We start from the raw sequence: 14,871 nt of genomic DNA on the forward strand, positions 1-14,871 counted from the left end.
CGGGAGGCCGGTACGGCGAGCGAACAACTCGGTACGATGGGACGCCAGTCACCGTGAGCGTCAGTTCGCCGCCCGCACGGCGCCAGTCCGAGGAGTTCCATGGCTACTACGCCCGCCACGCCCGAACGGGCGGACAGCGAACCGATGGACTTTGCCGAGTTTGGTTACGAATTTGCTCGCCTGGTGCTCGTGCCCGAGGTGATCGGCCCGCGGTTGGAGGCGTTGCTGCCCAAGGCGATCAAGGTGACCGAGCAGATCGCGGTCGTCAGGGCGTCGGTGCGGGGCTCCGCCACCGTCGGGTCGATCGAGGCGGTCGAGCAGGGCGCCGACGAGATGTCGACCGTTCGCCGCCACCGGGCCATGGTCGAGCTCAACCTCTCGCTTCGCTTGAACTTGGCGGTCAAGAAGGAGAGCTACACCGTCACCGGCCGATTTCCGCTGATGTTGACCAGCCGAGTGGAGCGCCCACTGGCGCTGGTCGTGGAGGTTGAGACCCCCGATCCGGCCGACATCGAGGTGGAGACCGACGGCGGGGGCAAGCTCAACCTGGCCGAGCGCGTCGGCAACCTGGACGACAGGATTCGAGGCCACGTGATCGCGATCATCGAGGACATGGTGGCGAAAACGGAGATGCACCGCCGTTTCGATGTGGTCGAGCTGGTTCACACAGCGCTGGCGGCGATGGGCGAACCCAACCTGGGCGAAGACGGCACCTATGCGCTGCAGGTCGATGCTGACCTCAACCACGACCGGCCGGTGATCGACGAGATGCCGGTTGGTGGCGCAGCGGTGGGCTGAGCCGTCGTCGGTGAGGCCGAACGGTTGGCGCCGGGCGTCACTCGATGGTCAGGTGATCGTGACCCCGGTGAGGTCCTCTTCCGGCTCCGGGTAGGTGAGGTTCAGTCCCTCGAGGGTGTCGACCAAAACCTTCGACACCAGGTAGTCGCGAAACCACTTGTGGTTGGCCGGGATCACCCACCATGGGACCGGGTCCGAGGTTTGGGACAACATTTCCGAGAAGGCGGCCTGGTAGTCGTCCCAGCGCTCGCGCTCGGTCAGGTCGGCTGGGTTGAACTTCCACCATTTCGTCGTGTCGTCGATGCGGTCCTGGAGCCGTTGGCGCTGTTCATCGGCGGTGATGTGCAGGAAGAACTTGATGACGGTGGTTCCCTCGTCGGTCAGCATCCGCTCGAACTCCCGCAGGTGCTGATAGCGGCGGCGCCACCGGGCCTCGGGCACCAGGTCGTGTACCCGCACGACGAGCACGTCCTCGTAGTGCGAACGATTGAAGACGGCGATCATCCCGTCGCCGGGGGCGTGGGGGTGGACGCGCCACAGGTAGTCGTGGGCCAGCTCGTCCTCCGAAGGCTTCGTGAACCCGGTCACCCTCACCCCGGCCGGGTTGAGCGGGCCGAAGACACGCCGGATCGTCGAGTCCTTGCCGCCGGTGTCGGTCGCCTGGATGACGACGAGCACGCGGTGTTCCTTCTGGGCGAACAGGCGGTGCTGGAGTTCGACGAGACGCTCGGAGAGCTCGGCCGTGTCGTCCTTGGTGTCGTCCTTGGACAACCCGCCATCGTCGTCGCCGTCCCACTGGGACAGCTCGACGGGCTGAGACGGGTCGTAGCGGTACGGTGCGATGTCGATGACGGTTCCCCCTGGTCGTGGATGGTGACGATCACCGACGTGCGGGTACCCGCATGCGCCGATTTTTAGACGTGCATGCGGTCGGCCCGGTGGTGGGTCTCGACGAGGCGAACGGTACCGGAGGTCGAGCGCATCACCAGCGACTGCGTTTTGGCGCCGGCCGGCGAGAACTGCACCCCGTCGAGCAGTTCGCCGTCGCTGATGCCGGTGGCGGCGAAGAAGCAGTTGTCGCCCCGCACCATGTCGTCCTGGGTCAGCACCTGGTCGAGGTCGTAACCGGCCTCCAGCGCTGCGGTGCGCTCAGCGTCGTTGCGGGGCCACAGGCGACCCTGCTGGGAGCCCCGCATGCACTTCATGGCGGCGGCGGAGATGACGCCCTCGGGCGTGCCGCCGATGCCGAAGAGGATGTCGACCGTCGAGGTGGGCCAGGCGGTGGCGATGGCACCGGCCACGTCGCCGTCGGAGATCGAGTGGATGCGGGCGCCGGTCGTGCGAATCTCGGCCACCAGGTCGTCGTGGCGGGGCCGATCGAGCACGACGACCGTCAGGTCGCGGGGCTTGGCGCCCTTGGCCTCGGCGACCCGGTTGATGTTCTCGGTCGCCGACTGGGTGATGTCGATCACGTCGGCGGCCTCCGGCCCGACGGCGATCTTCTCCATGTACACGCACGGGCCCGGATCGAACATCGAGCCCCGGTCGGACACGGCGATTACCGAGAGGGCATTGGGGCGTCCGAGGGCGGTCAGCGTGGTGCCGTCGATCGGGTCGACGGCAATATCTGCCCCGGCGCCATGGCCGCTGCCGACCTCCTCGCCGTTGAACAGCATGGGCGCTTCGTCCTTCTCGCCCTCGCCGATCACGACGACGCCCTGCATCTGAACGGTCGACAACATGATGCGCATGGCGTCGACCGCCGCACCGTCGGCGGCGTTCTTGTCGCCGCGCCCCAGCCAGCGGGCGCTGGCGAGCGCAGCAGCCTCGGTGACACGCACCAGCTCCATTGCGAGGTTTCGATCGGGGGCCTGTGCGTCGCTCATGGTCGGCCAATCTAGTGGCGAGGACGGCCGGGTGCTGAAGCCCGGCGCCGGTGCGGCACGGAGAGCCCGCGACTGGAAGACTCGTCCCCGTGCTTCGTCGACGTCAAGGCTCCCGAGATTCCAACGACCTTCCCGCCGAGGCCGACGATGCCTCTGGCGGGGCGGACGATCCGGCTGATGAGGCCGACGGCGTCGCCGGCGAGAGCGGTGACCGGGGCGATGACCACATCGACATGCTGCCGCGTCCGCCGGTGGAGCAGCTGAGCGACGCCCGGCTCCTCTTCGACTGCAGCGCATGGAGTCGGGACGACAGGGCCGCTCTGGACGCCGCCCTGGGTGGGTCCTCGATCGATCGGGTGTGGCAGGGGCCCGAGCTCGTGGTGGGGTTGCTCGACGAGCACCTGGTCGAGGAGGCCTTCGACGACCTCGGCGTCGGCCAGGCCCATCTTGCGGCCGACACCGATCAGATCGTCTACGAGGTGGGCGAGTGGCCGAGGGTGCTGCGGGACTCGCTGGCCGAATCGTTGCTGGTCGCCGGCATCGCCGCCGGATGGGACGACCTGGCCGACCTGCACATCGCCGTCGGTGACGAGGCGGCGGTCGACGCCATCCTCGAAGCGATGCCCGACCCGGACGAGGTGTTCGAGGAGGCGGAGGGAACCGAGGTGCAGGACCTGTTGACCCAGCTCTACGCCGCGGTGGACCGCCTCAAGGACAACCCCAAGATCCCCGGTGCGCGCCTCGACGTGGTCGAGGCAGCCGATCGTATGGACCGCTTGGCCGTGCCCTTCGGGTTCGATGCCACACAGTGGCGTGACCTGGTCGAGCGGGCGGGCGACCTGCGCGACGAGATCGACCGCACGACGTCGGCGACGATCGAGGACGAATCCCCAGATGGCGACGGCGATGGCGACACCATGACCATCGATGGGAAAGCCGGCGCGGTGCCCGACGACGGCGAAGCGGATGTCGACGATGCGGACGCGGCGGATGCGGAGGTGGACGAAGCGGCCCAACGCAAGGCGGCGCTGGAGTCCTTTGCCGCCCGATCGGCGCAGCTGCGCGACCGGCTCGTTCGTCTGGTGTAGCGGCCGCGCCCGAATCCTCGGGAGAGCGAGGCCGCGTTAGCTTGACCCGGTGCTGTTAGCCGAGCAGGAGATCTTCATCTCCCGCCCATATGCCCCCACCCGTCGCGTAGCGCTCGGTGCGTCGCACCTTCCGTCCAACCCCTCGCCGGGTTCGGGCGGGCTGCTGCTCGCCGGCGTGGTCGCCCACTTCTCCGACCGCATCAACCCCGACCTGATCGACGATCAGCTTCACCTGATCACCGAATTGGAGGCTGGCCACCGGGTCACCCAGCCTCGGTTGCGCCACCGCTTCCAGACCGACCGGATCGGCCTGCAGCGCTGTCACCACCGGTTGTCGGTCGTCGATGATCGGCTGTTGTTCGAGATCGACGACCACACCGGCACTGCCGAGCAGCACGTGCTGTGCGCGCTGTATGCGGCGGCGCAGCTGCCGCTGGCGGACCGACGGGGGGTGTTTGCCGCCATCCGGGTTGGCTTGCGTTGGCCGGGCGACGTCGATGCAGGCTTCGCTGCGCTGGTCACCGGGCGCCGCAACGGCACGCAGCTGGAGGCCCTCGCCGATCCGGAGAGCTGGGCCCGTCACGTGCTCGGCTTCGATCCCGAGGCCGATGTCACCCGCCGCTCGGTGCAGCTGTCGTTCCGGCAGCTCGTCACCGCAGCCCACCCCGATCATGGCGGAGCAACCGTCGGCGCGGCGGGACGTATCAGCGACCTGTCCGAAGCCCGTCGCGTGCTGCTGGCAACCACCGGCTGACCGCATGGCGGTTGGCGGCAGGGCGGTTGGCGGCAGGGCGGTTGGCGGCAGGGCGGTTGGACGGCAGGGCGTTGGACGGCAGGTCGGTTGACGGCATGGTGTTGTTCCCCGGCGCCGGGTCCGGTGCCGACCACGCCAGCCTGTTCACCATCGAAGCAGCGGTCGACCCGCTGCCGGTCAGCCGGGTCGACTTCGCCTACCGCCTGGAGGGCCGACGCTTCCCCGACCGCGCCCCCAAGCTGATCCCCGAGGTGGCCACGGCGGTCGAGCGGGCGGCGGCGCAGTGGGGGAGCGACCCGTCCCGCTTGGTGATCGGGGGTCGGTCGATGGGTGGGCGCATGGCGTCGATGGCGCTCGCCGAGGGTGCGATCGACGCCGCCGGCCTGGTGCTGGTCTCCTATCCGCTCCATCCCCCCAAGCGCCCCGATCGGCTGCGGATCGATCACCTGGGCGGCGTGGCGGTGCCCACGCTGTTCGTCTCGGGCGACCGCGACGCGTTCGGAACCCCCGACGAACTCGAGGCTGCGCATGCCTTGGTCACCGGCCCGGTGACCGCCGAGTGGATCACCGGAGGACGTCACGAGCTGAGCCGGGTGGCCGACAACGCCGACGTCGCCGCCCGTGTCGCCGCGTGGCTCGAGCGCTGACCATCCCGCCCAGTCCCGAACTGGGGAGTGCAGCGGTCGGTCTGGCGGTCGTGTGGGCTCCCGAGTTGCGGGGTGGTGCCGAACTGGGGAGTGCAGCGGTCGGTCTGGCGGTCGTGTGGGCTCCCGAGTTGCGGGGTGGTGCCGAACTGGGGGGTGGCCGGGTGAGAGCAGCGGGGTGGTGCCGAACCGTGTCAGGCGATGATCTCGACCGGTACGCCGAGGGGCAGGCGCTCCACCAACTGCTCGATGTCGTCGTTGCGCATGCGGATGCACCCGGCTGAGACGTCGCGGCCGACCGAGTCGGGCTGATCGGTGCCGTGCAGCCCGACCACCCCGTCGCCCCCGGCGAAGTCGGTCAGCGTGTTGGAGAAGCCGGATAGCCCGTAGGCATAGGTGCCGTAGGGCCCGCCACGATTGGTCGGCTTGAGCAGCTCCTTGGTGTAGAACGTGCCTCCCGGGGTGGGTGTGCGCTCCTCCCCGACCCCGACCGGGAACGTATCGGTGCGAACGCCGGCGGTGTACAGCTCCACCTCGTGATCGGAGAGCTTCACCCGCAGTTGGTAGTCGTGGTAGCTCAGCGAGACATCGTCGGCCCGGATGAAGCCGTGGCTACCGTTGGGTCGCACCGGCAGCCACACCTCATACCAGCCGCCGTCCTCGGTGTCGGCCACATCGAGTTGGCGCACAAGGAACACGGCCGGGAGGCCCTCGGCAGGGCGGTTGGGCACCGCCGCCAGCGGCTGGCCGCCGGGCGACTCGAACACGTCGATCGCAGCCAGCGAGTCCCCGCCGGTGGCGACGTAGCTGCGCCAGCTGGGAAGGCCGGATGCGGCGGCGCCCGCCGAGACGCTCTCGACCCGGTCGTTGGTGCCCGCCGGCCCTGCGGCGTCCCGCCCGGAATCGTCACCGGCGCAAGCGGCCACGACGAACGCCAGCACCACGAGGGCCGTCAACCCGATCGGGCGGATGCCGACCAAGCGGATGCCGACCGAGCGACGGTCGACTGCACGCAGGCCGCTGGCGCGGAGGCCCGAACGCCGGCCCATCACCCGGTGCGACCGTCGCCGTCGCCTGGCTCCTCAGGCGCCGGTGCATACACCGGCAGCTGCGGGCGTTCGCGCAGGCTGCGCTTGAGCTCGGCAAAGCCCGGGAACCCGGCCAGGTACAACACGGCATCCCACAGCGGACCGGCCTCGTCGTCGTCGGGCACCCGGCTGATGACCGGGCCGAAGAAGGCGGGCCCATCCGGTGGCCGGTAGCGGATGATCGGGGTGCCGACGTCCCGACCCGTGGCGGCCAGCGCCTGTTCGGTATCCGCCTCGACGAGTGCGTCCCAGCGGTCGTCGGAGAGCGCATCGGCGTAGTCGGCCGACAGGCCGCACGCGGTGAGCAGGGCCCTCACCCGGTCGGGCTCGGCCGCGGGCGGGATCGTCCTGTTGTCGGTCGGCGGCGGACACTCGAACAGCGGCGCGCTCATCGCCTTGTACAACGGCCGCATCGGGGCCGGCCCCTCGGCGTCGCGCACGGCGGCGGCCACCCGCAGCAGGCGCAATCCCGCGCCATGACCCTCGATGTACTCGGGGGGAAACTCCGTCTCGTAGTCGACGTCGGCATTGAGGATCCGCAGGGAAATGAAGCGCCAATCGACGTTGAGGCCCCGCTGATCGATCACCTGGTCCATCCACAGCGACGTCAGCCAGGCAAAGGGGCACATCGGGTCCCAGTGAAAGGCCAGGTCAAAGGTCTCGCTCATCGGGCCAAGCTAACCCGGGAGCTCCGGCGATGGTCGGGGGCTGCGGTCGTCGCGGTTGAGCTCCTCGAGCGACACGCCGGCGGTCTCGGGCAGCAGCATCACGACGATGACCGCTGCGACGAGCGGCCCGATCGCCAGCAACGCGAACGCCGGCCCGTACCCCCAGGCGTCGGCGAGCTGGCCGGCGACCAGCAACCCGACCAACCCGCCGGCCAACGCCGCTGCGGACAGAAGGCCGTTGGCGAACCCCCGCCGGGCGGTCGGGAACATCTCCGGCCCGTACACGCCGATCGTCGCCACCGAGAGCCCGCCGACCACCGCCGAGGCCAGCGAGGCGAACCACATCGGCGCACCCGAGACCATGAACATCACCGCTGTGCCCGCAAAGCCGACCATGCCGATCGCTGCCACGGGTTTCCGGCCCCAGGAGTCGCCCCAGCGGCCGCCGAGCACCACCCCGAGCCCTGCCGGCGTGTTGGTGGCGACGATGAACAGGGTGACCCACAAGGCCGAGTACCCCCGGTCCGTCCTGAGGTAGTCGGCCTGCAGCTGGCTGGCGGGCGCAGCGAACACGTTGATCGCCAGCCCGAGCGCTACCAGGATCCACAGGCGTCGCATGGAGAAGCGCTCGGCAGCCACGCTGTCGGGCCGGTCGTGGGTGCGCTCGAAACGCTTCGACTCCGGGAGGTGGCGGGCAACGGCGACGACAAGGGGCACGAGCAGCACCGCGCCACCGCACACCAGCCGCCAACCCCAGAGGCCCAGGTCGGCCAACGGCAACAACAACAGCACCACGCCGGCGCCGAGGGCAAAGGACATCGACTGCAGCCCGACCGAGTAGGCCCGAACCCGGCTGGGAACCTCCTCAGCGACGAGCACGTTGGCAAGGAGCACTGCGGCGCCGGACAGGTTGCGGGTCAGCACCTGGGCGCCGGTGAAGGCCCCGAGGCCCGGGCTGAAGGCGGTGAGCACGCAGGCGCCTGCCGCCACCCACAACGAGGCGAGCGCCAGGCGCCGTCGGCCCTGGCGGTCGGCCAGCGCCAACACGATCAGGGTGAGGACCACCCCGCTGCGGATGACGGCAAGGGCGGCGGACTGCGGGCCGGCCGTTGCGACTCCGAAATCGTCGGCGGCGAAGGTGAGCACCCGGGTGACCACCGTCGAGAGGAACCCGGCGCACATGCCGATCAGGCAGGCCGAGGTGAGCGCGGCGATCGACTCGGTGTCCATGCGCGCCGGTGGGCTCCACCAGGGCACCTTTCCGTGGCGCAGCGGCCCCTTGCGCAAGCTCGACGCGATCAGGAGGGCGAAGGCCGGGCCGAAGACCGGGATTGCCGGGGTGAAGTCCACCCGTTCGGTGAGCTCGACCCGGTCGTCATCGTGTGTGGGCCGGATCGTGACGCTGCGGTTCCAGTGCTCCCAGGCGCCCTCGGCGTCGCGGAGCGTTCCGTCCGGGGCCACCTCCTCGAGCACCATCAGATCGTCGCGCGGCGCCGCCCACGCCTCGGCGTCTTCGGCTGACATCGTTCGGGTCGTCGTGAGGCTTTTCACATGGCTGCGCTGTCGTCGGGGACCGGGGCGGGGGAGCGAGCTGAGCACGGCCGAGGGCGGCGGTTCGCCGCGGTAGGTTGGCACGAGTTGGCGGTCGGCGTCGATCGCTGCCCGAGGCTCCTGTCGATGTTCTCGGCGGGGCAGGCGAACCTCCTGGAGTGCGATGAGACAAGCGGTCGAAGCGACGATCGGAGTGCTTCGACCGGCAATCCAGGCCGACGGTGGCGACCTGCGGCTGGTGTCGGTCGACGAAACCACCGGTGTCGTCCAGTTGGAGCTGAGCGGAACCTGCGCAGGATGCTCGGGCCAGCCTGACGCCCGCTCCGGGGGCATCGAGCGGATCCTCGCCGATCGGGTGCCGGAGGTTCGCGCGGTCGAGTTGGTGGGCGGGTGTGGGGTGCCGGCCGAGGACTGCGGCACCGCCGTCACCCTGTGAGGCGCACGCCCGACCGACCCCCGGTCTTGACCTGCCTGGACGGTCTGAGCAGCCTGGGAGACCCGGGCCCCCTCATCTCCTTCGCCCCGACCAACCCAGAGCCCCAGGACCGCTGATCATGGCCCCACTGCCGACCAACCCCGACGAACTGCTGCAGCGGGCCGGCGACGGCGACCGCCGGGCGCTCGCCCGAGCCCTGTCGATCGTCGAGCGGGGTGGGCCCAGCGGTGCGGCGCTCATCCGGGCCACCTGGGTCCAGGGCAGAGGCGACGGGGCACCGGAGCAGGCCTTCACCGTGGGCATCACCGGCGCGCCCGGCGCGGGCAAGTCGACGCTGAGCGCCTCGCTGTGCGGCGAGCTGCTCCGGCGCGACCGGTCGGTGGCGGTGCTCGCCATCGATCCGTCCAGTCCCTTCTCCGGTGGCGCCATCCTGGGGGATCGGGTGCGGATGGGCGACGTCGCCGGCGACGACGACGTGTACATCCGGTCGATGGCGACCCGGGGCAACCTCGGTGGGCTCGCCGGGGCAACCAACGATGCCGTCGCCGTCCTGGGGGCGACCGGGCGTGATTGGGTCGTCGTCGAGACCGTTGGGGTCGGTCAGGTGGAGACCGACATCGTCGACGCCGCCGACACGACCGTCGTCGTGGTCAACCCGGGGTGGGGCGATGCCATCCAGGCCAACAAGGCGGGGCTGATGGAGATCGCCGACGTGTTCGTCGTCAACAAGTCCGACCGCGATGGCGCCCGCCAAACGGTGACCGATCTGGAGTCGATGCTGAACATCTCCGGCATGATGTCCCGGCCGGACGAGCACGACGGCCCTGGAGCCGAACCACAGCCGATCTGGCGGGCGCCCGTCGTGTCCACCGTCGGCACGACCGGTGAGGGGGTGGCCGAGTTGGTCGACGCGATCGACGCCCACGCCGCCCACCAGCGGGCGACCGGAGAGCTGGCCCGGCGCCGGGCGGCGAACCGCTCCCAACGCCTGCGTGAGGTGGCCGCCGGTCGGGTGGGAGCGGCCCTCGACCGCCTGCTCCGCACCGAGTGGGGGGCCTCGCTGCGCACCGAGGTCGAAGGTGCCTATACCGACCCGTGGAGTGCGGCGGACCGACTGCTCGAACGGCTGCCTGCCGAACTGGAGCGGCCAGACTGACCGAACACTCGCTCACCGAGGGCGGGGGAGAGGGGGAAGGGCGGAAGTGAGGAATCTCACCGGTTGCAATTTGTCGCTGTCGCCGGGTGCAACAGGTGTCACACTGACGTTGGAATCGAAGGCTGGTCGACCAGGGCCGAGCGCGAAGAGGGGACCGAACGGCATGAGCGATGCGGCGCGACGTTCGAGGCCAACCGGGCGGTGGCGGATGCTGAGCAGCCTGGGTGCGATGGGCCTGGGCGCCCTCGTCGTCGTGTTCGGCCTGGTCGTCGGCGCTGCGGCCGCGCCGTGCAACCCGACCGCCACGTTGGAGTATGTGGCGATGGGCGACTCCTACAGCAGCGGCGTTGGCCTCCCCGACGCCACCGGCGAGTGCAACCGTTCAACCGGCTACAACTACCCGAACCGCATCCAGCAGGATCAGGGTTTCGGCAGCTTCACCGACGTCAGCTGTTCCGGGGCCAAGACCGAGCACTTCTCCACCGCCAAGAATGACTCCAGCCCGCCGCAGTTTGATGCGTTGTCGGACACCACCGACGTGGTCACCTTCACCATTGGCGGCAACGACCTGGGGTTCACCAGCATCCTCGCCATCTGTGCACTGATGGATGACTGCCGCGACGCCTACGGCGGCCCGGGCATGCCCAAGCTGACGGCCAAAATCGCCGGGTCGGTCGGCGACAGCATCCAGCAGGCGATGGAGGATTCGGCCGCCCATGCCCCGAACGCCGACATCTTCGTACTCGGCTACCCCGACCTGCTTCCTGCCACCCCGACCGGATCGACGTGGGAGCAGAGTTGCGAGCCGACCTCGTTGTTCATCTCCGACGCCGAGCGGAATGATCTGCGGCAGGTGCAGGCGGCGCTCAATGCCGAGATCGAGTTGCGGGTCGACGCGGCCGGCGCCCGAGTGCACTACGTGGATACCTACACGCCCAGCATCGGCCACGACGCGTGCTCAAGCGACCCGTGGGTGTCCGTCTACACCCTGTACCACCTCACCGACACCGCCATGATCGCCATGGGTGGGCTGGTCTCCGAGGCGATCGATGCCGAGCTGACCGAGCGGTGCGAAGCGGCTGTGGCCACCACCTCGACCACGACGACGGCGCCGCCGAGTACGACCCTGCCGCCAGGCACCGCGCCGCCCGGCACAGCCGACACCGGTCCCGAGGTGCCGAAGGCGACAACGACGCCCAGCCTCCCCGGCCCGGGCTCGGCGCCGGTGCAGACACCGCCCCCGTCGCTGGTGCCACAGAAGACGTCCACCCGGCCAACGGTGACCGGAGCGGTCGTTGTACGGCCGACCGCCACGCCGACTCCTCCTCCTGTTCCCATCGTGGTTGCCGAGCCGGTCGCGGCGGCCAACACCCAGGGCGCAGTCGGTCAGTCGTACCCGGGCGGCGCGTCGGGCGGCTTGGATCAGTCGACGCTTGGCCAGTCCGGCCGGTCGGGGCTGGCGAGCACCGGTGCGGAACCTCGTGGATTTCTGATCGTTGGAGCGGTGCTGTTCGGCGTCGGCGCGGGGCTGGTTGTGCTCAATCGGCGTCGACTCGCCCGATTCGGTGGGCGTGGTGACCGACGGTAGAGAGTGACCGGGTGGCCGCCCGAGCCCACCGGGGGAGTAGCTTTCCGGGGTCCCCGAGTTCAGGAGCCCATGACATGTCCCAAGCGGACGACGTTCCCCTCGAGGTGGTGCGCACCGACGACGACGTGGTGATCGCCACCTTGCGGAACGGCAAGGTCAACGCTTTGTCCAACCGGGTGCTCGACGCCGTGGCTGACGCCGCCGCCGAGTGGGCGCAGGACCCGCCAGGGGCGGTCGTGCTGACCGGCGGACCCAAGCTGTTTGCCGCCGGCGCCGACATCGATCAGTTTGTCGCCGCCGCCGGCGACGAGTCCGGCGAGAACGATGCGAGGTCGAGCGGTGCCGACACGCTGGTCGATGGCGACGCAGTGCGGGCCATCGCCCGCTCGTTCCGTCGTGCGGGCCAGGCCCTGGAGTCCCTCGGTTGCCCCGTCATCGCCGAGGTGTCGGGCTATGCGCTGGGCGGTGGCTGCGAGCTGGCGCTGGCCGCCGACCTGAGGATCGCGTCCGACCGGGCGGTATTCGGCCAGCCCGAGATCCTGCTTGGCATCATCCCGGGCGGTGGCGGCACCCAGCGCCTGACCCGTCTGATCGGCCCGTCTCGGGCCAAGGACCTCATCTTCACCGGGCGCCAGGTCGATGCCGCCGAAGCCCACCGGATCGGGTTGGTCGACGAGGTGGTGGCCCACGACCGGTTGCGGGAGCGGACCATGGAGCTGGCAAGCGAGCTGGCGGGCGGGCCCCGGCGGGCCATGGCGCTGGCCAAGGCGGCGATCAACGATGGCGGACAGGGCAGCCTGGATGCCGGCCTCGATGTGGAGGAGCAGGCCTTCGTCGACGTCTTCGAAACCGACGACGCCGCCGTCGGCGTGGGGTCCTTCCGACGACACGGGCCCGGCAAGGCCGCGTTCAGCGGTCGCTGATGCCCGTGGTCGACACCGGGTTCGCATCCGGGCTCGCACGCGTGCTGCCGACCTGGCTGCGCCGCCAGGCTTGGTTGTCGCGCTCGGCGGCAACCCTGCTGGGCGTGGAGGTGCTCGACACCGAATCGATCGTGCGCGATCCGACGGTGGGGTGGGTCGATGTCCGCGCCATGTTCGCCGGGGATGTCAGCGATCTTCTCCGGTTGGTCGTTGCGGTACGCGCCGAGCTGCCGCCCGGCATCGACCCTGATGCCGTCATCGGGGAGATCGAGCTCGACGGTCGACCGCTGGTTCTTTTCGAGGCGATGGCCTGGCGAGCCGGCGCGCTCAGCGTGGCGCGGGCCTTGATGCCCGAGGTGATCGATGTTGCCGTCGCCCCGGATGCACTGAAGATCGGCCCATGGGGCGGCATCTCGCCCACGGTGCTCATCGATGGTCGCTGGGAGCTCAAGGCACACCGCCAGGTGAGCGATCTGCCCAACCCGGACATCGAGCTGCCGGCGGCGATGGCCCAGGCCGAGGTCGGTCGAATCTCGCCGATCGTCGATCAGGTCACCCGTCGCGGGCAGGTGGCCATGACCCTCCGGCCTGCCCTGCGCAGCCGCATGGACGGCCTCGACTTGGCGACCAAGAGCCTCAAGGAGCTCTTCGACCTGCGGGTCCCGCCCCGCCAGGCCCGCCACGACGCCGCAGCCGAGGTGGAACAGATCGGCGTGGGCGCAGCCGAGCTGCACGTGTCGCTGGCGGTGGCGCTCGACAGCGAGCCGGCCGACGGTGCCGCCTGGGCCGAGCTGCTGTTGGCCCCGTTGTATCGCCTCGGCTCGGGGCGCATCCGCTTCGACCGGCTGGAGGGCGTGCTCGCTCGCCTGCGGGGCGCTGACGATCTGGGTCGCGCCATCCGCACCCACGGCGCCCTCCACCTGGGCAACATGGGCCGCACCACGAGCGGTTGGATCCCCCACAACTTCGAGGGCGACGGGCGCCCCTATGACGAGCTGCGCCAGCCGATCTCGCCGCTGCGGGACCTGGCCCGGTTGGCCGTGTCGCTGGGGTGGGCGGCCCGCGAGATGACCGAGCACTACCTGGAGGACGATCCCGAGCGCGACCGCGAGCTGGAGGTGCTGGCCGAGGCGTGGGAGGACAGGGCGGCCAGCCACCTGATCGCGGGCTACACCTCGGTGGACGAGGTGCACCGTCTGCTCCCGAGCAGCGGCGAGGCCCGGGATGCGCTGCTGAGGATTTTCGAGCTGGAACACCAGCTGACCCGGGTGATGCCCGAAACCCACGAATCCCCCTGGGGTAGATAGCGCCGGTCTTCCCGGCACGGCTCTCAGCTCGGTGTTGCTGCCGACGGGCGCCGGGAGCGGCGTTGCGCCAAGCTGGAGCGACCCATGGAAGCAACCGCCACCTGCACCCGGCACCCGGACCGGGCCGCCGCCGTCGCCTGCCAACGCTGCGACAAACCGATCTGTCCCTCGTGCATGACGTCGGCCTCGGTCGGCTTCCATTGCCCGGACTGCCTGAAGAGCGGAGCCCAGCGCACGGTGCCCGTGCGTCGGGCGGGCGACCCCGTTGCCACCAAGGTGATCATCGGGCTCAACGTCGCCGCCTTCGTCGCCTCGGTGATCTTCTCGGGCAACGCCCGCGGCACCGATGCCTGGTTGCGCTTCGGCGACGCCACGATGGCGGTGGCGGCGGGCGAGTGGTGGCGGGTCATCACCGGCGCCTTTCTGCACGACGGGGTGTTCCACCTGGGCATGAACATGTTGTTCATCTGGGTGTTTGGTTCGGCGCTGGAGCAACGGCTGGGCAAAGCCGGGTTTGTTGCGCTGTACTCGGCTTCGCTGATGGGCGGCGCCCTGGGCGTCGTCTGGCTGTCCAACCCGCTCGGCATCACCGTCGGCGCCTCGGGGGCCGGTTTCGGGTTGATGGGCGCGCTGGTCGTATTGCAGATCACCCAGCGCACCAACCTATGGAGTTCGGGGCTGGGCGGCCTGGTGATGCTCAACCTGATCATCACGTTCGCGTTCCGCAGCTCGATCTCCGTCGGCGGTCACCTCGGCGGCTTCGCCGCCGGCATCCTCGCCGGCGGTGTGCTGTTCGCCGCCCCCCGGGCCGACCTGCCACGCGCCGCCCGGGTGGCGATCGTCGGCGCCGGTGCGGTGCTGCTCTTCGGCCTGACCATCGCCTCAGCGTCGGCGAAGGTAGGCGCGATCTAGCCCTTGCCCGCCGACTTGGGTGGACTTTGCTTCACCTGGTGGATCATTATCCACCCAAGTTTGTGGCTTCGT

15 protein-coding genes are annotated in these 14,871 nt (G+C 70.0%); 10 read left to right on the plus strand and 5 right to left on the minus strand.

Annotation, left to right across the window (positions count from 1 at the left end; all coding sequences use genetic code 11):
* The first annotated feature begins 99 nt into the window (after window positions 1-99).
* Window positions 100-798 (plus strand): hypothetical protein, encoded by a 699-nt coding sequence (locus IPN02_03360; protein MBK9295911.1) that lies wholly within the window; start codon window positions 100-102, stop codon window positions 796-798.
* Between the two features lie 48 nt (window positions 799-846).
* Here IPN02_03360 and IPN02_03365 read toward each other — a convergent pair whose 3' ends face one another.
* Together IPN02_03365 and glpX are read right to left on the minus strand one after the other, a co-directional pair.
* Window positions 847-1,647, minus strand: a complete 801-nt coding sequence (locus IPN02_03365) for a polyphosphate kinase 2 family protein (GenBank protein ID MBK9295912.1) — start codon at window positions 1,645-1,647, stop codon at window positions 847-849.
* 65 nt (window positions 1,648-1,712) lie between these two features.
* Complete coding sequence (gene glpX / locus IPN02_03370) at window positions 1,713-2,684, minus strand: class II fructose-bisphosphatase (protein ID MBK9295913.1); 972 nt, start codon at window positions 2,682-2,684, stop codon at window positions 1,713-1,715.
* An 89-nt stretch (window positions 2,685-2,773) separates the two neighbouring features.
* On the opposite strand from glpX, the gene IPN02_03375 reads away from it, so the two are divergent.
* From IPN02_03375 to IPN02_03385, 3 genes are all read left to right on the plus strand, one after another.
* Window positions 2,774-3,772, plus strand: coding sequence for a hypothetical protein (locus IPN02_03375; GenBank protein MBK9295914.1), 999 nt, complete (start codon window positions 2,774-2,776; stop codon window positions 3,770-3,772).
* A 49-nt stretch (window positions 3,773-3,821) separates the two neighbouring features.
* Window positions 3,822-4,526 carry a hypothetical protein gene (locus IPN02_03380; protein MBK9295915.1) on the plus strand — a complete coding sequence of 235 codons (705 nt, stop codon included), beginning with the start codon at window positions 3,822-3,824 and terminating at the stop codon, window positions 4,524-4,526.
* 95 nt (window positions 4,527-4,621) lie between these two features.
* Window positions 4,622-5,173, plus strand: coding sequence for a dienelactone hydrolase (locus IPN02_03385; GenBank protein ID MBK9295916.1), 552 nt, complete (start codon window positions 4,622-4,624; stop codon window positions 5,171-5,173).
* Between the two features lie 191 nt (window positions 5,174-5,364).
* On the opposite strand, the gene IPN02_03390 is transcribed toward IPN02_03385, so the two are convergent.
* Genes IPN02_03390 through IPN02_03400 form a run of 3 tightly spaced genes read right to left on the minus strand, consistent with a single transcriptional unit; the run spans window position 5,365 to window position 8,450 of the window.
* Window positions 5,365-6,219 carry a L,D-transpeptidase gene (locus tag IPN02_03390; protein ID MBK9295917.1) on the minus strand — a complete coding sequence of 285 codons (855 nt, stop codon included), beginning with the start codon at window positions 6,217-6,219 and terminating at the stop codon, window positions 5,365-5,367.
* Window positions 6,219-6,926 carry a hypothetical protein gene (locus IPN02_03395; GenBank protein ID MBK9295918.1) on the minus strand — a complete coding sequence of 236 codons (708 nt, stop codon included), beginning with the start codon at window positions 6,924-6,926 and terminating at the stop codon, window positions 6,219-6,221. The genes IPN02_03390 and IPN02_03395 overlap by 1 nt, the downstream gene beginning before the upstream one ends.
* A 9-nt stretch (window positions 6,927-6,935) precedes the next feature.
* A complete protein-coding gene (locus IPN02_03400) occupies window positions 6,936-8,450 on the minus strand; it encodes an MFS transporter (protein MBK9295919.1) in 1,515 nt (504 codons plus the stop codon).
* A 190-nt stretch (window positions 8,451-8,640) separates the two neighbouring features.
* Here IPN02_03400 and IPN02_03405 point away from each other — a divergent pair, with 190 nt between their 5' ends.
* From IPN02_03405 to IPN02_03430, 6 genes are all read left to right on the plus strand, one after another.
* Window positions 8,641-8,913, plus strand: coding sequence for a NifU family protein (locus IPN02_03405; GenBank protein ID MBK9295920.1), 273 nt, complete (start codon window positions 8,641-8,643; stop codon window positions 8,911-8,913).
* A gap of 118 nt (window positions 8,914-9,031) precedes the next feature.
* The gene (gene meaB, locus IPN02_03410; GenBank protein MBK9295921.1) at window positions 9,032-10,069 is read left to right on the plus strand and encodes a methylmalonyl Co-A mutase-associated GTPase MeaB; all 1,038 of its coding nucleotides are present in this window, start codon (window positions 9,032-9,034) and stop codon (window positions 10,067-10,069) included.
* A 208-nt stretch (window positions 10,070-10,277) separates the two neighbouring features.
* Window positions 10,278-11,657: an SGNH/GDSL hydrolase family protein gene (locus IPN02_03415; GenBank protein ID MBK9295922.1), complete on the plus strand. Its 1,380-nt coding sequence runs from the start codon at window positions 10,278-10,280 to the stop codon at window positions 11,655-11,657.
* Window positions 11,658-11,731: 74 nt separating this feature from the next.
* Window positions 11,732-12,580 (plus strand): enoyl-CoA hydratase/isomerase family protein, encoded by an 849-nt coding sequence (locus IPN02_03420; protein MBK9295923.1) that lies wholly within the window; start codon window positions 11,732-11,734, stop codon window positions 12,578-12,580.
* Window positions 12,580-13,887, plus strand: a complete 1,308-nt coding sequence (locus IPN02_03425; GenBank protein ID MBK9295924.1) for a hypothetical protein — start codon at window positions 12,580-12,582, stop codon at window positions 13,885-13,887. The genes IPN02_03420 and IPN02_03425 overlap by 1 nt, the downstream gene beginning before the upstream one ends.
* A gap of 84 nt (window positions 13,888-13,971) precedes the next feature.
* The gene (locus tag IPN02_03430) at window positions 13,972-14,799 is read left to right on the plus strand and encodes a rhomboid family intramembrane serine protease (GenBank protein ID MBK9295925.1); all 828 of its coding nucleotides are present in this window, start codon (window positions 13,972-13,974) and stop codon (window positions 14,797-14,799) included.
* Window positions 14,800-14,871 lie beyond the last annotated feature (72 nt).

The organism is Candidatus Microthrix subdominans, assembly GCA_016719385.1.
Classification (GTDB): domain Bacteria; phylum Actinomycetota; class Acidimicrobiia; order Acidimicrobiales; family Microtrichaceae; genus Microthrix; species Microthrix subdominans.